The sequence below is a fragment of the Exiguobacterium sp. MMG028 genome (genome assembly GCF_027947425.1).
Lineage (GTDB): Bacteria > Bacillota > Bacilli > Exiguobacteriales > Exiguobacteriaceae > Exiguobacterium > Exiguobacterium aestuarii_A.
The window spans coordinates 100,537-119,207 of record NZ_JAQJIN010000004.1; the positions used below are offsets into that span (position 1 = coordinate 100,537).

Genomic DNA, 18,671 nt, shown 5'->3' on the forward strand with positions numbered 1-18,671 from the left:
TTTTGAAGGAGCTTTTTTATTTTCCATTTTTCATACATTTCACTTCAAGGATTCACCTCTTTTTTAAAAGATAACCTTCTTATCAAAATTTAAGTACGTTATACTTAGACCGCATAGTGAAAATTATCTACATATTTGAAAGGGGTAAATCAAACTTGAAATCAAATTTTTTTAAATTAAGTGTAGTTATTATCGTCACTACTTCACTTTTTGGCGGTATCACTCCAGAGAAATCGTATGCATTTACAGGTCAGCAAAGTACTACAGCTTCAACTACATCAACGTATACCACTACCGAAAATCTCTATATGAGGTCTTCTTATTCTCGTTACTCATCAACTATCTTACTTATTCCTAAAGGTAAGGAAGTTCAATATTTATCTTCACACGGTGCGAATAACACCTGGTTCCGTGTTAAATATGAAGGAAAGATAGGCTATGTATCTTCATTTTACCTAACAAAAGCACCATCGGTCCTTCAAACACTTAACTTGACAAATACTCAAATAACATTAAATTCAGTGAGTTTAAAAAGCAATTTCGTCAGCACTGCTCCTACCATCACGACTATTAAAAAGAATGAGGCAGTAAAAGTTTTATCTTCACATGGAGCTAATAATACCTGGTATAAAATTGACTACAATGGAAAAATTGGATATGTCCCGGTCTGGAATATAGGAAAAAGTCCATTATACGCCATTAAAAGCTCAACTTTGTATTCCGCTGCATACTCAAAATCTACTCCTATCAAAAACCTCTCGCCTGGAGATGAGTTGACTTTTATTAATTCTCATGGCTCGAATGGAACGTGGTACGAGGTAAGGAATGATTCATTAAGAGGATATATTCCAAAATGGGATGTTTCTGTTGACTGGAAGGATGTAGTATCTACTTCTACACTATATGCTAACAAGGTTACAAATTTATATGAATCAACCATATCCACCTCGAAAATAATTACAAATATCCCACAAGGTGCACAAGTAAGTTATTACTCCAAGCACGGCGCAAATGGCACCTGGTATAAAATTATGTATAACGGTCAAGTAGGCTATTCTGCAGCGTGGGATTACTCTAATAATCCAACTTCAAATTATGGGCCAGAAATCACAGTGAAAATCAACGTCACAGAATCGCCCTACGCTTTAAATGTACGTCAAGAACCTAATACTTCAAGTTCAATAATGGGTTCAATTCCCACAAATACAATTGTTAAAGTAAAATCCTTATTAAATAGTTCTTGGGGGATGATTGTAGAAGGAGAATACGCGGGGAAGTATATTCACCTAGGTTACACAGTTCCAACTTCCGCTGATGAAATTCCCCAAATTATTGAATATTCAACATATCCAATATCAATCTCGGATATGGCTAGGATTCAATACAATAATATTGCACAGACAGATGCTCATCGTTATAAACCTGCTTACATCCCACGTGCATATATTAGTGTAACCGGAAGTAATGGTATTATCACAAAGAAGGAAATGGTTACTTTAAGGACAGTAAATTTTGAAAAAGAACCTAAAGTCACCTCAACACCAGTATCTAAAATACCTACTAGTACTATAGTTGAAGGAGTAGGACGTGTTAAAGTCGGCACTACGGTTTGGTTGAAAGTCCGATATAATTCTTCGACAGGTTATATTCAGGCAAAAGATTTAATTGGAACAGCTTCTGCTCTTCAAACAACGAATAACGATGCTTTTTCTTATGGAAAACTACACACTGGAGAAATTGTGAAAGTAACTGGACAAATCGGAAATTTCTACTCAATCGAATATCGTCGTCCTTCAGGCTACAACGTTCAAGTGTACGATCAAATCTGGCGTCGAGCATCTTTGAATGAAATCACTTCGTATATTGATCCTTCAAAAATTGATATCAACTCTCAATCATTTTATCAATTTTTAAATCTTTCAAAGAGTGCTGGCACCACTTCAACTACACTAAATAAAGTTCTTGCGTCTAAAGGAACTCTCCATGGTCAAGGGCAAGCTTTTGTGGATGCTGGTAAACAATACAATATAAACGAGGTATATCTATTATCACATGCGCTCCATGAGACAGGGAACGGTACTTCACTACTTGCTTCCGGTGTTCCTGTAGATAAGGATGGAAACGCCCTAATTAATTCAAAGGGAGAACGTATCTATCCAGAACGCCCTGTTGCCAAAACCGTATACAATATGTATGGGATTAAAGCAACAGACAGCGACCCTCTTGGAAATGGAGCCAAATATGCTTTCGAACAGAAATGGTTTTCTCCAAAAGAAGCTATTATTGGCGGAGCCTATTGGATTGGTTCTAGCTACATTAATCATCCAACTTACAAACAAAACACACTTTATAAGATGCGTTATAACCCTGATTCTCCAGGCACGCATCAATATGCAACGAATATTGCTTGGGCAGATATTCAAACGAGACAGATCTATGACGTCTATCAATCGCTCGATGCCTATACACTTAATTTCGATGTTCCAAAATATCAATAAAAAAAATGAGACACGCGCCTCTAACTTGGCGTCGTGTCTCATTTTATGTCCATTCGACTGAGTCGATGATCGATTCAATCTCCATTTTTTCATTCGTCACTTGATCGGCAACGTACGTCATGAATAAAAGGCGTTTTCCGTCCGTCAAAGACCAGACATCTAAATGCATCCCATCTTCGATGCCGCTCGCATAAGCCGTCGTCATGTCACCTGTCTCGTCAGTCACGCTTGGCGCAATTTTTACGTCGATTGGGAACTCTCCTAAAAAGGTGTTTAACTCGCGTAAGACAGCTTCTCTTGGTTCTTGTGAATCCTCAGACTCATAGATGGAGATTTGAAGCGTTCCTTGCGCATCCTCTTCTGTTGAATAGAAGCTCACGTAGTCTTCTTCTTCACTGTATTCGTAATGTTCCGGATACGTCAGGCGGAACCACCCATCAATTTCATACTCTTTCATGCTGTTTTCTCCTTTACTTGCTTAAATGCCAGTCCTGTGACCATTTTTGCTTGTAGTGCATATTTTAGTCGTTCGGTCACATACAGACGTTGGCTATTTACATCTTGGGCAATCATATGTCCAAATAAGTTCATTCGAACCGTTTGATTAGATAGGAAATAGAATCGATCCGTACTCAACGGGCGAAATTCGTTCGAGTGTTCGAGGTATTCGATTTCAAAGCGTCGGAGCACATTAAGCGCGCAATACCGATCCGTCTTCCCTGTACTTGTATGAAGCTCGACACGGACGAGCTGAACGTCATATGGACAGACATTCATAAAGATTGGACTGACTCGCTCATGAATCAAGAGGATGCCCATATCGGTTTCAATCAGATCAGGTAAAGACCCTTCATCTTGCGAAATGCTCAATACGACATACGGCCGGTTCGATGGTGCGAGCAATTCGCCTTTGTAAAATCGAAATCGCTGAATTCCTGTTAGAACCCGGGCCCGCCAAGCACTCCCTCGTGCTTCCGCTTCCATTCGATACAACCTCTCTTCACTCACGCTTACTCCCCCTTCACTTGTTTGAGCGCATCGACGAATGTTTCCCATTCTAGGTTGTCACAAACAACCTTATTTTCCAATCCCCATTCTTCATCGATTGTCAAACGTACTTCGTTCGATTCAGGGTGACGTATAATTCGAAGATTCCCAATTTGAATCGAATCAAGAGCAATATTAAATGTATGACTCGGCAATCCGACCCACTTGACCCGATTCGAACGTAACACGACATACCATTCGTTGTCATGATGAATCGAGAACGTCCAGCTTCGAAGAGACACTGTTTGATCCGTTTGTTTGGACTGCTTCAACATTCGAAATCCTTCGCCCATCAGTTGTAAATATGATTTTCGTTCACTCATATTTGATTTCTCCCCTTTTTTCTATTATCTTCGTTGTGGACAGGATTCTGCAACCTAAAAAGTTTTTTAAAAAAGGGTTTGCAAATAGAATCTGATATGCTATTATATCAAAGTAACGTTAAGACGTAACGCGGGTGTAGTTTAATGGTAAAACCTCAGCCTTCCAAGCTGATGACGAGGGTTCGATTCCCTTCACCCGCTCCATATTTTTTCTTCATGCGGGTGTAGTTTAATGGTAAAACCTCAGCCTTCCAAGCTGATGACGAGAGTTCGATTCTCTTCACCCGCTCCAATATCGACATATACGCGAGAACCTCTCGCACACATACAATGCACGGTTGAGACCTTGCAAAAGCAGAAAGTCTTCTGACTTTCTGCTTTTTTGTTGTTCCATTGATTGTTTTGGGGAAAAGAGTGAATGACTCTAATCAGATGAGGAGGAACTCTTTTGATTCAAGCGAAACTTCAATCATTCACGATTTATGAAAGTGCATTGATGCGAACGACATCCACCTTGATCGATACACCAGACGCCATTCTTTTGATTGACCCTACGTGGCTTCCTGAAGAAATTGCCACGATTCGTCGGGATATCGAGCTAAGACGCGATGATCGCCCACTTTACGTCATCTTCACCCATCATCATTTCGACCATATTATCGGGGCTTATGGTTTTAAGGATGCGACAACGATTGCCTCACAGGCATTTGTAGATGCCGACTCGTCCGATCAGCTCGATGAGATTCGCGAGTTCTATGAACAGCACTACATCGATCGCCCGATTCAAAAGCCTGATATCGATATCGTGGTCCAACCGAATCAGACACTTCTACTTGGATCGTTACCCGTTACGTTCATCCCGACACCGGGTCATGATGCAACTCACCTATCTGTTCTAATCGAGCCGATGCACCTACTCGTATGCGGAGATTACGGTTCGAATATCGAGCCACCTTTTATCGAGCATGATCCGACCGCATATCTCGAAACATTACAAACGTTGCAAACTCTCATTTATGAACATGAAGTTCAATGGTTCGTGCCTGGACATGGTGACCTATGCGACAATCGTAGCCAAATGATTGAACGTTTGAGTGCGGCAGAAGAATACATCTTAGCACTTCCCGAAGAGCGCCACTGGTCTCCTATGTGGCCAGAACATTCTTTTTTCGACCGTGTCCATGAACGTAATCGAAAAATGGTGGAACAAAAAGAGACCGATCGCCGGTCTCGTCAACAAGACTATTAAAAAATCGCAACGTCTCCCCAAGACGTTGCGATCTCCCCCTATGTAGACCTATTTCTTTGTGACGCGTTCTGAGCGGACCGTGAACATACGGTCAACCCCATAGATCGTTACTCCCGTCAGAGCGAGTAACCCAATCATTGCAGAAGAAAACATGACCATCCCCCCATTGTTCACAGTTTCGTCATAATCACCCCGTGCTTTCATTATAGAAGACCATTTTAAAAAAAGAAAGCGTTTTCTTCAAACTTCCTTCACATTTATCAAATTTATCCTCTTGCGTTTCTTGGAATAACTTCCCTTGTCCGATTGGACAGACACTCGTAAAAATGTGTAGCTTTTGTGGAATGTGGGAATACATGATGTAAGGATAAAAAGAGACAGAAGCTGCTCGTCGAGGAGGAAGAGGCATGATTAAGTACGGTACATTGGTGCGAATCGAGGGAAAATATGCCGTATTGAGATGGAATAACGGCTCAAGTTTCATTCCTAGACGATTCTTACCTTCCGAAGCACGTGTTGGTGATACAATCATTCGAGACAATCATCATTATTATCTTGAAGAAGATATGACCCCAAATTTTGATGCATTGATCAAGCAACACTATAAAAGCTGAACGATCTGCCCTCCCATTAAGGGCAGATCGTTCAGCTTTTTTTGAAATATCACATTGACGTCTTTTCAATCTGTTGCTGAATCCACGCTTCGTCGACGGGACCCGTCTGCTTCGCCACAATGACTCCTTGTTCATCTAACACGTACGTTGTCGGTAGCGCGACGACACGATACTGTTGCTCTACGACCGCTTCTTCATCTAACAAGATTGGAAAATCAACCGGGTACTCCTGTAAAAAAGCCTCGACGTCCGCTTTTCCTCGTCGTTCATTTTTGGTGACATTCACACCGAGAACCGGAATGCCTGTCGCTTCTTCAAACGAAACCAGTTCAGGGAACTCATCTCGACAAGGCGGGCACCAAGAAGCCCAAAAATTAATGACTACCGGCTGTCCTTGGAACTGTGAAAGGGTCAGACTCTCCCCCTCTAGCGTATTCAAGGTGAATTCCGGAGCTTGTTGCCCCACTTCGAGCCCTCCTAATACCGATTCATTTTGGACGATTGGAACCGCTTCTTCTTTCTTTTGTGTCGTCATATATTCTTCGTAGCCCTTGTAGGCAAGCCCAGCAATCAATAGAAGGATGAGCGTTCCGATTACGATTCTTTGTAAGCGCATCATTTACCCCTTGTTTGTTTTACTTAAGATTTCTACACTTAACTTATCACAAACCGTAAAGGAGCGTATGTATTGTGCAACTTCAAAACAAAAATGTTCAGATTACGTTAAAGGCACAGGGTGCTGAGATGACTAGTTGGAAAGTAGACGAAACGGAATACTTATGGCAAGGTGATCCTACGTACTGGGGACGACAGGCCCCCATTCTTTTCCCGATTGTCGGGCGATTATTGGATGATCAATATGTATATGAAGGCAACACGTATACGATGAGTCAACACGGCTTTGCTCGTGATGCGATTTTCGACATCGAATCATCGACTGAAACTTCCGTTCGTTTCACCTTGAGAGATACGCCTGAATCACGTCAACATTACCCTTTCCCGTTTACTCTGAACGTATCGTATCAACTTGTAGGAGAAGAAGTCATTGTCACCTATCGTGTCCATAACCCGGGTGAAACCATGTTACCGTTCAGTATCGGTGGTCATCCCGCATTCAACATCCCTTTCAAGGGTGGTGCGTTCGAGGACTATACGATCGACTTCGGAGAAGTACGTACACTTGACCGCTATCTATTAGAGGGACCGTATTTGACAGGGGCCTATCAACCACTAGGTGATCGGCAATACATTCCGCTTACCCATTCCCTATTTGACGACGATGCATTGATTTTCGAAAATGTGGAGTACGCTGCACTACGTCATCAGCCGTCAGGCACGGCAATCGTGATGGAAAGCCCTTCATTTACTCACTTTGGCATTTGGTCACCACCCCATAAGGATGCTCCATTCGTTTGTCTTGAACCGTGGTTCGGTCACGCAGATTATAAAGGACACCGAAAAGATTTTCTACACAAAGAAGGAGTTCAACTCCTTGCCCCAGACGAGACGTTCGAAGCAAGCTACACCTTATACATCGAAAAATAAAAGCAATCCGACAGTCATGTCGGATTGCTTTTTTTCGTTAAAAACGATCTTCTTGTTCCGCCTCATATTCTGATGGCGGCTTTTTCATGATGATGGCCAGAACGATATAAATCAGAAGCCCTGGACCACCTAATAGTGCCATTGCCACAAACAGAACACGCATGATTGTGACGTCCACTCCTAAATAGTTCCCGAGCCCCGAACAGACTCCGGCAATCATTTTATTATTCTGATCTTTATACAATTTTCGTTCCATGTCATCTTCTCCTCAACTCGTTATGATCGTTGTGGTCGGCGTAACGTCGTTCTACCTCCGTTTGCCACTTCTCCACGGCCTTCAAAATCAAGCGCTTCATTAATCGGCGTACTACCCGACTTGATTTCGATTCGGCGACCGTATAATCCACGGTTGTCAAGAGATGCAGAGATGACAGTCGCGACATCTGTCTCGGAAATCGTCGCACCGTCCGCATCGTTCAAGTCTTCAGATGCTTCGATGGAACCTTTACTCGGTTCATCGACAATGGTCACTGGGCAAATGATCGTATAGTTCAAACCGCTATGTTCGATGTATTCGTCGGCGGCGTTGTTTGCTGACAGAAAGTTAAAGAGTTCTTTTGGTGCGGCATTCGGTTGGTCCGCGCCATATGCACTGAGCAAGACGACGTGACGTACTCGTTCTTTTTTAGCAGCATCAATCGCGTTCATCGCGACGTTTCGGTCGAGCAGTTCAATCTCGGTACTCGATCCGTCTGCGCCGGCAGTCGCCGCAATGATGACTGCATCTTGTCCACTTGTCGCCTCATGAACTTTTTTCTCAAGTTCTTTCTCGACATCAACCGTCAATACGTGCGCACCCATTTTCTCGTACTCTGCTTGTAGTTCAGGATAACGAATTAAAGCGGTCACTTGATGGGTTTTCGCTAGACTTTTCAATACACGTTTCCCGATCTTTCCTGTTGCTCCAATGACTAATACTTTCATTCAAATTTCCCTCCTCAAAAGAGTAGTTCATTTGTTTAAAATTCCTCTTTCAAGTCAGAATCAAACCCTTTTCTTAAAATTATCTGACCGTGCCCCACATCGATAAATCGAGGGCGTCCCGAATGGATTGCACACTCTCTTCTAAAGGTTCGTAGTAATAGACATTGTTGATGTAGGCATCTTGTCCTTCAACTTGCATCTTATTCACGTCCGGGTTCGAGATCATCGTCAGACCGACAGACGCCATTTGTAAGACATTCATCTCAAGACCCATTTCCTCTTTCATGAAACGATACGTTGCCGGAATCTTCGTCCAGCCCGAAGGACTAGCCAATTTCTCAGCGACGGCTGTCATGACTTCGGTTTGACGATTCGAACGGGCACCGTCCGTATCCGACTTACGGTGTCTCGCATAGGCAAGTGCCATGTCTCCATCCATCGCGTAAGAGACACCTTCCGTATACTCATACGTCTGGTTGAACCCTTTCTCACTGAATGAATGCGTTGCTGTCACATTGACACCACCAATCAAATCGATCAATTCCATGAACGACTCAAATGTGATCACGACTTGTCCGTCAACTGACGCATCGGTCAGTCCTTCAACAGCACCTACCGTACACGTTGCACCACCATAAGCGAAAGCATGGGTGATTTTATCGCCATCCCGGTCTGGCTCACATGGAATGGCCGTATACGTATCGCGTGGAATCGACACGTTTTGAACAGTACGTGAACGAGGGACAAATTCCATCAATTGTAGAGAATCTGTGCGGGACCCCGAGAGGGATTCCCCCACCCGTGCGTCACTTCCCATAATGAGGAACGTGAACGGGGAAGTCGCCACATATCCTCCAACAAGTAGCATCAAAATGAGAAAAACGGCCACTTTCCCTTTCCATTTACGCTTTCGTTTATTTGTTGGTTTTGGTGATTGGTCGACTTCACGTTTTGATGGTTTTGACGGATTGGACGGTCTCGATTGCTGCGCAGCATGATTTGACTTAGGTCGAGACGTTTTGCGCTTTGGTTTTGAGAATGACAGCATTCGAGGCATCCGTTTTCGCCGGTTTTTCGATGTTCCCTGATTTGGTTTCGACGACTCTGACGATTTTTCGTTTAAGAAAGGATGCTCCGATTGAGGAGGTGTTCCTTCGTGTTGTCGATTTCGTTCGGAAACTTCATTTATATTTGGTCGCTCGTTCGATGATTGCTCATCATTCAAACGAGACGCTTCACGTTCTTGTTGTTCGAGTTCGCGCTTTCTACGTTCTACACGCGATAAACGTTGATCATCTTTCATATTTTCAATCCTCAACTTTATCAATTTTTCTCTATTATCCCGAACCCGCATTGATCTGACAACGTTTCTGAGGAAAATCCGTCTTAAGCATGAGACCATATGATTGTTTCAGATGAAATCCGGGAAAGGAATATTAATTGGTGTCTGCCCAAATCAGAGATGCATACAACAAGTATGAATGAAAGGAGGAGAGCTGATGCGCATCGGAAAATTACGCATGCTGTTGGAGCAATATGGTGAGGCGACGTTACGTGATTTATTGGTCGAGATGTATCGTCATACTCCAAAAGATGTGATTGATGATCAAGACTTTGATTTTATGATCAGCCAGTTCACACGCTATAAAGAAAAAAAACATTCGGAAGAGCGTCATTCGCTCTCACAAACGATTACGTTAGCTGAACGTTTTGTCGATTCAGCATATGAACATTTATATATTCGTCCCAATCAAGTCATGTCCGACCGTGATCAAAAAAATTGGTATATCCACGCCAAAAAAATCATCCGTGATTTAGCCCACTATGCCGAAGAATATACTGAGGCACGCACGATGTATGAAGAGATGTTTTATCTTCTGTCAACGTCAGCCGGAGAAGAACCTCTCTTTTCAACGAGCGACCCGTTTCGCCTATTGAAAATCTCACAAGTCACGATGCTCCAAAAACTCATCCACTACTACCAACTAGACGCACCCATTGATACCGTCTGGATTGACCGCGCTTTATATACTGCCCTCCACGTGCCAAAAGACGTGGATTCCACACGAATCGACTTATTATCAACCTTGCCGATTGAACACAGCCAAGCCAACACGAGAAAGATTCTTCACGCACGCATTCTCAAACTGTGTGAGCGGATGTTGGAAAAATCCCAGACAGAAGATACCGCACTTGAAAACTATCAAGCTCTTAAAATGTTAGAGCTCCGCCTCCTCGTCGCCGAAGGAAATTTACAAGAAGCCGAACAGAAGCTATTTTCAGAGTATATCCCTTTCTTTTCACATCGTTCCGAACCGTTCCGTGTCTACGTCGATTTCTTAGAGAGCCATGGCCATACGGATGAAACAAAACGATTAAAACGATTAGCAAAAGAAAAACGTATTCGATTTTAGATAGACAAAAAAGGGAGTCAATCGATGACATCGGTTGACTCCAATACATGATATGAACGAGGGGTGTTCATTTGAAAAGGAGGACAGAAAGTTGGTGCAGAACTTTCTTCCTACACATATAAGTATAAAGTAACGATTGTAACCGTTACCAAATGACTTATTGCATTTTTGTGAACGTTTTCACGTTATTCGATCGTATTCATAATTCCTAAACCGACGACTGATAATAATACGATTAATACGAAGACATACACCATCTCATTGGGTGATTGAAATCCTTCGTGAATTTCTACCTCTTCTTCGACAATGATGTTCTCATGAATCACTACTGGTTCTGTTTCGGCCATAACCGTCGTGGGCGCACCAATCATGAACAACATAGATACGAGAATCAGTTGATAAATATATTTCATCATAAACTCCTAATTGATTGGTTTCATTGTGATTAAGTATATCATGTCTTCGACGCACGTCACGTCTGACATTTGACGAAACTCACAGATCCATCAGCGTAACTAATCAGTTTTTCTGAATCGGATGCTTACAATCTATTTAATTTCATGTTTTTATGAAAGTTGTTGATTATTTTCATCAATCAGGTTTCATGAGAATGCCATACAACTTCAAGTGAGATAGCGCTTACAATTTAATTGTACTTATTAACTCATTCAGAAAGAAGGATTCTCCTTGAAACGAGCACTACGCTTTGTAGAATGTAGGCAATTACCTATTCAGAAACGTATCTCTATTCAAACATTATACCCTTTATCAAAGACACCCCCGCTTCTTTCCTTGCCTCCCCATCATCACGTGTATAGCGCCTTAAATAAAGATATACCGTTAGCTGCATTCTTTGCGAACGACGAACATCTAGAAGCGTTCCAAATCATTCAACTCTCAAAGGTGTCATATATTGATCGTCATATGTTTCGCGGGTTACTTGACCGAGTCATGTATGAACGAAGTCGAGAAACCACACACCCGATTACGTATTATCTTCAGGAAGAGGACTATCATAATCAAGATAAGCTTCGAATATATGAGGCAACTGGGTTTCAAGTATTCCATCAAACGAATACGTATCACTTGCCATTCATTCCTTGTGAGAAAGTATCGCATACGTACTGGACACTTGAATTGATGGATTACTCACGAAGAGCGGATTGGCTCACTTTTCGTAATGCGCATTGTCATGTCTTACCGGGCGCCATCCCGATGACGGATGAACAATTCGCACATGAAACTCGGCAACAAACACTGTTCTACACATTAAACTGGTGTCACCAACCAATCGGAATCATGAAAGTACGACTACATATGTATCACGTGTGCGTCCAAGAAATTCAATTAGATTGTGACGAGTCTATGTTGCGGGATGCCCTTTCCTTTCTTCAACAAAAGTTTTACGATGCATTCAGATATATCGACGAGGCTCGTATTTCTACGACCAACCTGCAATCTGACTTGAATTTTGCACTTCGAAAGCAAGGTGCTCAAGTATCGTCAGGCGGGATATATATGCTTACACAACAAGTGCTACCGACTCCACTCTATTGATCAATAAAAAAGACGTCGATTGTATCAACTCGTTCTCACACGAAAAAGTTGTTCATTCGACGTCTTTTATTCTGCAGCAGTTGTCGACTCCATCGCCAAAGGCGGCATTTCCTTAAACAGTTCTGTCCGAAGTCCCGTGTCTCTCAAATCGAGCGATTCAATCCGATCAAATTTGATTTGGCGATCTACGACACTGAACCAATACGTGATGTTCGGTTCATCCTTGAAACGAATCGCATAATTCGATCCATTCAAATGAAAATCGACCTCGGTAGACAGCAACTCCGTCGGACCAATCTGTTTATGGGTGGTTAACCGTTCGAGCACAACTTGCTCTTCATTGATGCGATAATCGACAAACGTCGCAAGCGAGAGTCCAAACACAAATGATACTAGGGCGAACATGCCCACCAATCCCATTGTGATTTTTCCGTTCATTTCGCTGTCCCTCCCTCTCTTATTATATCGGATATGGTCGAAACGTTGTGAAGTGACATTTTGTTCAACTTTAGGCAAACTGAAGGTTGAGGAGGAATGTTTATGCAAATCGATCATACTGGAATCGCCGTCCGTGATTTAGACGAAGCGATCACATTTTATACAACTGTGCTTGGTGGAGAACTGATTGACCGTTATACGAATACAGCCATTGGGGTGGAAACCGAGCTAGCTGTCATTCACATCGGCGAGGATGTCATCGAATTGTTGCGCCCAACAAGTAATACGAGTCCGATCGCTCGTTTCATGAAAGCACGAGGAAAAGGCGTCCATCATATCGCATATCGTGTAGAAGATTTAGACATCGCCATCGCTACACACAAACAAAATGGCATCACTTTTTTAGAAGACACACTACGTACGACCGCAAAGGGTCGCCGTTTGATCTATATGGACCCACGTCATTCGGGCGGTGTCATCACCGAGCTTTGTGATTATCCTACGCAAAAGCAGTAAGAGACGTCGCTCTTACTGCTTCAAGAAAGTATTTTCTATGATTTGACGGTTCTTTTCTTTTAGACGTTCGTTATGAGAAGAGACCATTGCCGTAGCGGTCGCATTCGGGTCAATATACGTTTTGGCCCGATTCACCGCATTCGCCGCATCTTGGAATGCCCCTGCAATCAAATGGACCTTTCCTTCATGCGTCAGAATATCACCTGCAGCATATAATCCCGGAACGGACGATTCACTCCCCGCGTTTCCTTTCACATAAAATCCATTGACCATTTCGACGTTCAATTCACTGTCCCGAAGGAGTTCCGCATCTTGTTCATACCCGTGATTGATGACGACCTCATCGACATCGACCACACTTGTTTCTCCCGTGTCAATCTGTGTTAACAGCACTTGCTGAATCGATTGCCCATCATGAGAAATCAAGTCCGTGACTTTTGACTGGGGGCAACAATCGACTCGGCTTTCTTTAATCTTCTCGACTTGCGCTTCATGACCTCCGAGCTCTTCTTTTCGATAAACCAAAATGACTTGCTCCGCAATCGGTTCGAGTGCATTGGCCCAATCGACGGCACTATTTCCACCACCTGAAATCAAGACTCGCTTCCCTTTAAATCGTTCTAGTGACTTCACCGTATAATGAAGGTTTGACAATTCAAATCGCTCTGCTCCGCTGATTTCGATCTTATGTGGTTTCAGAATACCGCTCCCGGTTGCGACGATCACCGTTTTGGATACGTGATGACCATTCGACGTATCGATTCCGAATAATCCATCCTGACGTTTTGAAATCGACTCCACTTTCTCCCCTAGGATGACTGTCGGCGAAAAGGTGAGGCCTTGTTGGACGAGTTGATCGATCAGATTTGCTCCCGCCGTCGGAAGGAGCCCCCCTACATCCCACACCATTTTTTCTGGATAAACGTGCAGCTTTCCACCTAGTTGAGGTTGAAATTCGATTATTTTTGTTTTCATGCCTCGTAATCCACTATAAAAAGCAGCATATAATCCTGCCGGACCCCCACCGATAATCGTCACGTCGAATTGTTCTTCGCCCATCGTCGTATCCTTCCCTTCTATGTAGATGATCTACTCACCTTAAAAATGATAATCATTCTCATTAGATGATAACTCGTTTCTTTGTCTTTTACAAACTTTTTCCCAACACCATTCGCCTTTGGTTTTTCTTCATCAAAGGTCGGGTAAGGAAAGATGAATCAAAAGGAAGGATGTGCGCTATGGAGTGGATGGATCTTGCATTGATCATCGTGTCCTGTTTTTGGCTTGTGGAGACATGGAAATTTCGTAATCGAAAAGAGGCAACGGACGGTTCCGTCGAGCGAAAAAGCTTTTATTTCGTAGCGTCGACGATGATTGTCATGTTCTCTTTGTCTATCATCTATTCAATCTTTGTTGAGGCGCGTCCATCAATGGCTCAACGCATACTTGCTCTTTCGTTTTACATAGCGGGTGTATCATTACGGTATTGGGGAATTTTCCACCTTCGTCATCAATTCACCCGACACGTTGTCGTTCGTCCTCAAGACGAACTCGTCAGCTCTGGTCCCTATCGTTTCTTACGCCATCCCTTATACACAGGTTTACTATTCATTACGTTAGGGTTCTCATTGTATTTTCTTCATTGGGCAGTCGCTTTGATCGGTACCGGTCTTACGGCTCTTGCGTTACTATATCGGATTCGGATTGAGGAAGGGATGCTGACCCGTCACTTCGGTCAATCGTATGTATCATGGTCAAAGTCACGCAAACGATTATTTCCGTTTATCTATTAAAAAGGAGTCCGGTGATCCCGGACTCCTTGCTGTTTTATACGGAGTAACGACTGAGCAATCGGACGACAACAATCCCTGCGATGAACGCAATGACACTGAGTCCCCACATGAGCCCCGTAGCCGGCACTCCTGGAAATACAACGGCGAGCGAACCCACTACCAATCCGATGATGACCGAAAACGTCATTCCTGGGAAATTCGCCAACAAATAGCGAATCACCTTACTACTGACAATAAAGCCGACCGCAACGCCTGCCCCAACACTTCCGATAATGAGCAAATTGAAGTTCGAGATGGCGCTGATCACTGTCGGATACACCCCAATCAGCAACAACACGAATGACCCGCTGATTCCAGGAAGTAACATTGCCATACTTCCTAACCACCCAGACAAGAACAAGAGGAGTGCTGTCCCAAAGGTAACGTCCGTAATGATAGACGAATCAACCGGATTGAGAAACGCCATGCTCGCTACGAGTACCGTTGCTACAATCATGGCAATCACATGAATGGGACGAATCGATGCACGTGACTTAAACTCTACAAAAAGTAACGGAATGATCCCTAAAATCAATCCGATAAAGAAGAATTGTGTCGGTGCATAATACTCGAGCAACAAATACTCGATAATTCGACTTAAGGCGATGATGGCTGTTCCCATCCCAATCGCTAGCGGAATTAAGAAACCAATATACTTTTTCCAATATCGGCTGAATACACCGCTGATTGCTTCAATCAATTGATCATAGATGCCTAAAATAACTGCGATGGTACCGCCGCTTACACCAGGAATCAAATCACTCGTTCCCATGGCCATTCCCCGCCAAATATTCTTCCACTCCATAATGTATCTCCTTTACATATATCTTTCCTCAAGCACTTAGTATAGTCGAGAACGAGCGTTTGCGCATCCGCTTTTAGACCGAGAAAGGAGTCGAGCGTGTCTCTTTTTTCATATAGTCAAAACGAGATCCCGAAATCATAATTTCCTTTTCTTTGTGGAATCCGAGTCGCGTATACAAACGATGAGCCGCTTGATTGTCTTGATCCACGTTCAAGGTGACGGCCGGGACACCACGTTCTGCCGCGACAGTACAGATCTGTTCAATCAACTTCGTTCCGATGCCACGACCACCATACGCCTCTAGTACAGCGAGTGAATCGATGTATTGAACGAACCCCTCCGTCTCAACATCTAATTCCACTTTGCTCCCATGCGCCGTTAACCATTCCCGAATCGGGCGATCTAATGCTTCCGCCTCGTCCCCTCGATACGAAATGATCATTCCCGCCACTTCCCCTTCTACATCGGCGACCCATATATTTTCATGGCTTAAACGATTCTTCGGTTTTTCCACCCACATCGCCAATCGCTCTAATACTTCATCGGTATTCGTTGACCCAGTCAACGTATACGCGATGTCATGAATCGCCTGATACATGAGCGGTGCGATTTGTGTACAATCTTGCTTCGTTGCTTGTCGAATATTCATCATTGATCCCTCCATCACCTAGTCTAGCATAGGCAAACACCTCGATTGTTTGTCCACGCCCGTTTTGTGGCATGATATAGAGAGAAAGGGGCGAAATAAAATGAAAGCAATCATTACTGGAATGAACGGCACGGTAGCACCGGTTGTTGCCGAAGCGTTACAGCGTCATGGCATTGAGGGGATTGCATGGAATCGTGAGCAAGTGTCCACGACAGACGAGCAGGAGATGCGACAATTCATTGAAAGCATCCGCCCGGACTATTTTTTACATATCGGTATGGGACCGGTTGAATGGGCCGAGACGCTCGCTCGTTTATGTGGGCAGATGAAGATTCCGTTCTTGTTCACGAGTACAGTGTCGATTTTTTCAGATGATGTGACTGGACCGATTTCACCGGACACGGCGCCAGATGCTGAAGATGACTACGGAAAGTATAAACGTGACTGCGAACGAGCCATCGTTCGTGTCAACCCGGGTGCTCAGATTGTTCGTCTTGGATGGCAGATTGGGGATGAAGCCGGATCGAACAATATGATGGACTATTTTACAAACGAGATGAAACAACGAGGGGTCATACAAGCGAGTGAGCATTGGTATCCATCTTGCTCATTTTTACCGGATACAGCGGAAGCTTTATTCGAAATCTTGACGAAACGCGGACCCGGCATCTATCAGCTAAACGGGAATGCGAACTATTCGCTTTATGACATTGCCGTCGGACTAAAAGAGCTTCATGACGCCGATTGGCAGATTGAATGCACGGATGAACCGAAACGGGATAACCGAATGATTGACCCTTCCGTCCCAATTCGTCCGATTTCAAAACGTCTCAATTTACAAACGAAATAAACCGCACTCCATACTAAACGCCTACTCCATCAAGAGTAGGCGTTTACTTATTCGATTCATTTTACATCAGTCAAACGCAGTTTACTTTTCGGTAGACTCGGCATATCAACGAAGCTATAACTCAAATCTTGAGGAGGAACGGTATACGAGAACTCCTCCGTAAACAATTCAATGACTTGTTCTAGAATCGCAATCGTCACATGCTCCCCTGCACAACGATGTCCAAAATCTACATCTCCTCCTCCTTGCGGGATAAAATTGAACGGACTCTCCTTCCAGTCCATAAAGCGAGCAGGATTAAATTGATCGGGTTCAGCCCAAATCGCAGAGTCGTGGTTCGTTCCATAGAGATCAAGGAGCGTCAGTGTTCCTTCCGTAAACGTATATCCGTTCCATTCAAAATCGGTTTTGACTCGAGCTGCCGCTACAGGGAAAAACGGATAGAAACGTCTCACTTCTTGGACAAAGGCCGTTTTCGAAAGCTGTCCTTGCTTTACTTGTGCTCTTTCTCTCGGGAATTGATGAAGCGCTAGGACTGTAAAGAGGACATAGACCGAGATGGCAACAGTCGGTCGCAAAATGTTTAACACTTCGACAGCCACTACTTCTTCAGGCAACAACTCACCAGATTCATCTCGATGCCACGAGAACTCATAAAGTGCCGTCTGTTCATTCGGTAATAATCGATTTGACCGTACTTCTTTGACCATCTGTCGAATCCACGCTTCGGCCGAACTTCTTGCCTTCCGACCTTGCAAATAAGTTGGACCTAAAGAAGTACCCGATTCAAATAACAATCTCATTTCATCGGTCCGCTTCGCTACTTCGTCTCGTGCAAGCGGAACTCCAGACCATTCACAGACAGCTTTCATCAATACCTGTTGCGCCTCGTCATACAAAACGATTTCTTCTCCAGCATGTCGGATCCGTCTCCATTCACGGTTCGTCAGCCGAAGAAGACGATCGATGTTTTCCTTTGTCATCAATGACATAAACATACGTTTTCGATGCGTATGTGCCTTCCCATTCAATGTTTGTACCCCATCTTCCCCGAATAGGGTTTTAAGAAGACGTTTCGGCGCGGCATCCTGACGTGTAAATTTGTCTCCCTCATAAAACAAGGTAGCAGCGTCCTCTCCTCCGAGACAAATCACGCGTTCTCCTAGCAAACGAGTTTCAAAAATATTCGACTGAAAACTTTTACGTCGGTTTGCGACAAACAAATATCCTTCCCGTAAAAAATCGACACTATGGTCGAGCCCTTCTTGCTTTGGAATGACTTTCCCCATCCTACTCACCCTTTCTCTTTTTTCGAACTATAAAGGATGTTCCCCCGTTGTTAGCGAACAA

General features: G+C 43.6%; 22 protein-coding genes and 2 tRNA genes. 11 read left to right on the forward strand and 13 right to left on the reverse strand.

Features of this window, described 5'->3' with window-relative positions; all coding sequences use genetic code 11:
* Nucleotides 1-155: 155 nt before the first annotated feature.
* On the forward strand, nt 156-2,498 hold the full coding sequence (locus tag PJK55_RS12770; RefSeq protein ID WP_271306043.1) for an SH3 domain-containing protein: 2,343 nt from the start codon (nt 156-158) through the stop codon (nt 2,496-2,498).
* A gap of 43 nt (nt 2,499-2,541) precedes the next feature.
* On the opposite strand, the gene PJK55_RS12775 is transcribed toward PJK55_RS12770, so the two are convergent.
* The 3 genes from PJK55_RS12775 to PJK55_RS12785 are packed head-to-tail and all read right to left on the reverse strand — an operon-like array spanning nt 2,542 to nt 3,868.
* Nucleotides 2,542-2,955 carry a DUF3805 domain-containing protein gene (locus tag PJK55_RS12775; RefSeq protein WP_074033032.1) on the reverse strand — a complete coding sequence of 138 codons (414 nt, stop codon included), beginning with the start codon at nt 2,953-2,955 and terminating at the stop codon, nt 2,542-2,544.
* Entirely contained in the window at nt 2,952-3,506 is a 555-nt protein-coding gene (locus PJK55_RS12780; protein WP_224863319.1) for a hypothetical protein, read from the reverse strand. Before PJK55_RS12780 ends, PJK55_RS12775 begins: the two co-directional genes overlap by 4 nt.
* Nucleotides 3,507-3,508: 2 nt before the next feature.
* Nucleotides 3,509-3,868, reverse strand: a complete 360-nt coding sequence (locus PJK55_RS12785; protein ID WP_271306044.1) for a hypothetical protein — start codon at nt 3,866-3,868, stop codon at nt 3,509-3,511.
* A gap of 130 nt (nt 3,869-3,998) precedes the next feature.
* On the opposite strand from PJK55_RS12785, the gene PJK55_RS12790 reads away from it, so the two are divergent.
* From PJK55_RS12790 to PJK55_RS12805, 4 genes are all read left to right on the forward strand, one after another.
* Nucleotides 3,999-4,072 (forward strand) — tRNA-Gly (locus PJK55_RS12790).
* A 14-nt stretch (nt 4,073-4,086) separates the two neighbouring features.
* Nucleotides 4,087-4,160 (forward strand) — tRNA-Gly (locus tag PJK55_RS12795).
* A 156-nt stretch (nt 4,161-4,316) separates the two neighbouring features.
* Nucleotides 4,317-5,117: an MBL fold metallo-hydrolase gene (locus tag PJK55_RS12800; RefSeq protein WP_271306045.1), complete on the forward strand. Its 801-nt coding sequence runs from the start codon at nt 4,317-4,319 to the stop codon at nt 5,115-5,117.
* A gap of 407 nt (nt 5,118-5,524) precedes the next feature.
* Nucleotides 5,525-5,731: a DUF3006 domain-containing protein gene (locus PJK55_RS12805; RefSeq protein ID WP_015880796.1), complete on the forward strand. Its 207-nt coding sequence runs from the start codon at nt 5,525-5,527 to the stop codon at nt 5,729-5,731.
* A 49-nt stretch (nt 5,732-5,780) separates the two neighbouring features.
* Here the strand turns inward: PJK55_RS12805 and PJK55_RS12810 are convergent, their stop codons facing one another.
* Nucleotides 5,781-6,347: a TlpA family protein disulfide reductase gene (locus PJK55_RS12810; RefSeq protein ID WP_271306046.1), complete on the reverse strand. Its 567-nt coding sequence runs from the start codon at nt 6,345-6,347 to the stop codon at nt 5,781-5,783.
* A gap of 74 nt (nt 6,348-6,421) precedes the next feature.
* Between PJK55_RS12810 and PJK55_RS12815 the strand changes: the two genes are divergently transcribed.
* Nucleotides 6,422-7,276 (forward strand): aldose 1-epimerase family protein, encoded by an 855-nt coding sequence (locus PJK55_RS12815; protein ID WP_271306047.1) that lies wholly within the window; start codon nt 6,422-6,424, stop codon nt 7,274-7,276.
* 37 nt (nt 7,277-7,313) lie between these two features.
* Here PJK55_RS12815 and PJK55_RS12820 read toward each other — a convergent pair whose 3' ends face one another.
* From PJK55_RS12820 to PJK55_RS12830, 3 genes are all read right to left on the reverse strand, one after another.
* Nucleotides 7,314-7,532 carry a PspC domain-containing protein gene (locus PJK55_RS12820; protein WP_074033027.1) on the reverse strand — a complete coding sequence of 73 codons (219 nt, stop codon included), beginning with the start codon at nt 7,530-7,532 and terminating at the stop codon, nt 7,314-7,316.
* A gap of 20 nt (nt 7,533-7,552) precedes the next feature.
* The gene (locus tag PJK55_RS12825; RefSeq protein WP_214696467.1) at nt 7,553-8,260 is read right to left on the reverse strand and encodes an NAD(P)-binding oxidoreductase; all 708 of its coding nucleotides are present in this window, start codon (nt 8,258-8,260) and stop codon (nt 7,553-7,555) included.
* Between the two features lie 79 nt (nt 8,261-8,339).
* On the reverse strand, nt 8,340-9,563 hold the full coding sequence (locus PJK55_RS12830) for an LCP family protein (RefSeq protein WP_271306048.1): 1,224 nt from the start codon (nt 9,561-9,563) through the stop codon (nt 8,340-8,342).
* Nucleotides 9,564-9,759: 196 nt separating this feature from the next.
* Here PJK55_RS12830 and PJK55_RS12835 point away from each other — a divergent pair, with 196 nt between their 5' ends.
* Complete coding sequence (locus tag PJK55_RS12835; protein WP_074033024.1) at nt 9,760-10,674, forward strand: hypothetical protein; 915 nt, start codon at nt 9,760-9,762, stop codon at nt 10,672-10,674.
* 185 nt (nt 10,675-10,859) lie between these two features.
* On the opposite strand, the gene PJK55_RS12840 is transcribed toward PJK55_RS12835, so the two are convergent.
* Nucleotides 10,860-11,087 carry a hypothetical protein gene (locus PJK55_RS12840; RefSeq protein ID WP_214785729.1) on the reverse strand — a complete coding sequence of 76 codons (228 nt, stop codon included), beginning with the start codon at nt 11,085-11,087 and terminating at the stop codon, nt 10,860-10,862.
* A gap of 274 nt (nt 11,088-11,361) precedes the next feature.
* Here PJK55_RS12840 and PJK55_RS12845 point away from each other — a divergent pair, with 274 nt between their 5' ends.
* Nucleotides 11,362-12,231, forward strand: a complete 870-nt coding sequence (locus tag PJK55_RS12845) for a hypothetical protein (protein WP_271306049.1) — start codon at nt 11,362-11,364, stop codon at nt 12,229-12,231.
* 66 nt (nt 12,232-12,297) lie between these two features.
* Here the strand turns inward: PJK55_RS12845 and PJK55_RS12850 are convergent, their stop codons facing one another.
* Entirely contained in the window at nt 12,298-12,669 is a 372-nt protein-coding gene (locus PJK55_RS12850; RefSeq protein ID WP_074033021.1) for a hypothetical protein, read from the reverse strand.
* A gap of 102 nt (nt 12,670-12,771) precedes the next feature.
* Between PJK55_RS12850 and PJK55_RS12855 the strand changes: the two genes are divergently transcribed.
* The gene (locus PJK55_RS12855) at nt 12,772-13,185 is read left to right on the forward strand and encodes a VOC family protein (RefSeq protein ID WP_371743058.1); all 414 of its coding nucleotides are present in this window, start codon (nt 12,772-12,774) and stop codon (nt 13,183-13,185) included.
* A gap of 12 nt (nt 13,186-13,197) precedes the next feature.
* Here the strand turns inward: PJK55_RS12855 and PJK55_RS12860 are convergent, their stop codons facing one another.
* Nucleotides 13,198-14,244, reverse strand: coding sequence for an NAD(P)/FAD-dependent oxidoreductase (locus PJK55_RS12860; protein WP_271306050.1), 1,047 nt, complete (start codon nt 14,242-14,244; stop codon nt 13,198-13,200).
* A 179-nt stretch (nt 14,245-14,423) separates the two neighbouring features.
* On the opposite strand from PJK55_RS12860, the gene PJK55_RS12865 reads away from it, so the two are divergent.
* Nucleotides 14,424-14,978, forward strand: coding sequence for a methyltransferase family protein (locus PJK55_RS12865; protein ID WP_214696868.1), 555 nt, complete (start codon nt 14,424-14,426; stop codon nt 14,976-14,978).
* Nucleotides 14,979-15,012: 34 nt separating this feature from the next.
* Here the strand turns inward: PJK55_RS12865 and PJK55_RS12870 are convergent, their stop codons facing one another.
* Together PJK55_RS12870 and PJK55_RS12875 are read right to left on the reverse strand one after the other, a co-directional pair.
* Complete coding sequence (locus PJK55_RS12870) at nt 15,013-15,822, reverse strand: DUF368 domain-containing protein (RefSeq protein WP_271306051.1); 810 nt, start codon at nt 15,820-15,822, stop codon at nt 15,013-15,015.
* A gap of 73 nt (nt 15,823-15,895) precedes the next feature.
* A complete protein-coding gene (locus PJK55_RS12875; RefSeq protein WP_271306052.1) occupies nt 15,896-16,471 on the reverse strand; it encodes a GNAT family N-acetyltransferase in 576 nt (191 codons plus the stop codon).
* 100 nt (nt 16,472-16,571) lie between these two features.
* On the opposite strand from PJK55_RS12875, the gene PJK55_RS12880 reads away from it, so the two are divergent.
* Nucleotides 16,572-17,321 (forward strand): sugar nucleotide-binding protein, encoded by a 750-nt coding sequence (locus PJK55_RS12880; RefSeq protein ID WP_271306053.1) that lies wholly within the window; start codon nt 16,572-16,574, stop codon nt 17,319-17,321.
* A 56-nt stretch (nt 17,322-17,377) separates the two neighbouring features.
* Here the strand turns inward: PJK55_RS12880 and PJK55_RS12885 are convergent, their stop codons facing one another.
* Nucleotides 17,378-18,610: a cytochrome P450 gene (locus PJK55_RS12885; protein WP_271306054.1), complete on the reverse strand. Its 1,233-nt coding sequence runs from the start codon at nt 18,608-18,610 to the stop codon at nt 17,378-17,380.
* Nucleotides 18,611-18,671: the final 61 nt, after the last annotated feature.

Bases quoted from the DNA above. Each gene is read 5' to 3' on its own strand.
- PJK55_RS12870 (WP_271306051.1), bottom strand. From the start codon at position 15,822: ATGGAGTGGAAGAATATTTGGCGGGGAATGGCCATGGGAACGAGTGAT.
- PJK55_RS12775 (WP_074033032.1), bottom strand. From the start codon at position 2,955: ATGAAAGAGTATGAAATTGATGGGTGGTTCCGCCTGACGTATCCGGAA.
- PJK55_RS12805 (WP_015880796.1), top strand. From the start codon at position 5,525: ATGATTAAGTACGGTACATTGGTGCGAATCGAGGGAAAATATGCCGTA.
- PJK55_RS12785 (WP_271306044.1), bottom strand. From the start codon at position 3,868: ATGAGTGAACGAAAATCATATTTACAACTGATGGGCGAAGGATTTCGA.
- PJK55_RS12860 (WP_271306050.1), bottom strand. From the start codon at position 14,244: ATGGGCGAAGAACAATTCGACGTGACGATTATCGGTGGGGGTCCGGCA.
- PJK55_RS12840 (WP_214785729.1), bottom strand. From the start codon at position 11,087: ATGAAATATATTTATCAACTGATTCTCGTATCTATGTTGTTCATGATT.
- PJK55_RS12830 (WP_271306048.1), bottom strand. From the start codon at position 9,563: ATGAAAGATGATCAACGTTTATCGCGTGTAGAACGTAGAAAGCGCGAA.
- PJK55_RS12865 (WP_214696868.1), top strand. From the start codon at position 14,424: ATGGAGTGGATGGATCTTGCATTGATCATCGTGTCCTGTTTTTGGCTT.
- PJK55_RS12820 (WP_074033027.1), bottom strand. From the start codon at position 7,532: ATGGAACGAAAATTGTATAAAGATCAGAATAATAAAATGATTGCCGGA.
- PJK55_RS12850 (WP_074033021.1), bottom strand. From the start codon at position 12,669: ATGAACGGAAAAATCACAATGGGATTGGTGGGCATGTTCGCCCTAGTA.
- PJK55_RS12875 (WP_271306052.1), bottom strand. From the start codon at position 16,471: ATGAATATTCGACAAGCAACGAAGCAAGATTGTACACAAATCGCACCG.
- PJK55_RS12855 (WP_371743058.1), top strand. From the start codon at position 12,772: ATGCAAATCGATCATACTGGAATCGCCGTCCGTGATTTAGACGAAGCG.
- PJK55_RS12885 (WP_271306054.1), bottom strand. From the start codon at position 18,610: ATGGGGAAAGTCATTCCAAAGCAAGAAGGGCTCGACCATAGTGTCGAT.
- PJK55_RS12810 (WP_271306046.1), bottom strand. From the start codon at position 6,347: ATGCGCTTACAAAGAATCGTAATCGGAACGCTCATCCTTCTATTGATT.
- PJK55_RS12825 (WP_214696467.1), bottom strand. From the start codon at position 8,260: ATGAAAGTATTAGTCATTGGAGCAACAGGAAAGATCGGGAAACGTGTA.
- PJK55_RS12880 (WP_271306053.1), top strand. From the start codon at position 16,572: ATGAAAGCAATCATTACTGGAATGAACGGCACGGTAGCACCGGTTGTT.
- PJK55_RS12835 (WP_074033024.1), top strand. From the start codon at position 9,760: ATGCGCATCGGAAAATTACGCATGCTGTTGGAGCAATATGGTGAGGCG.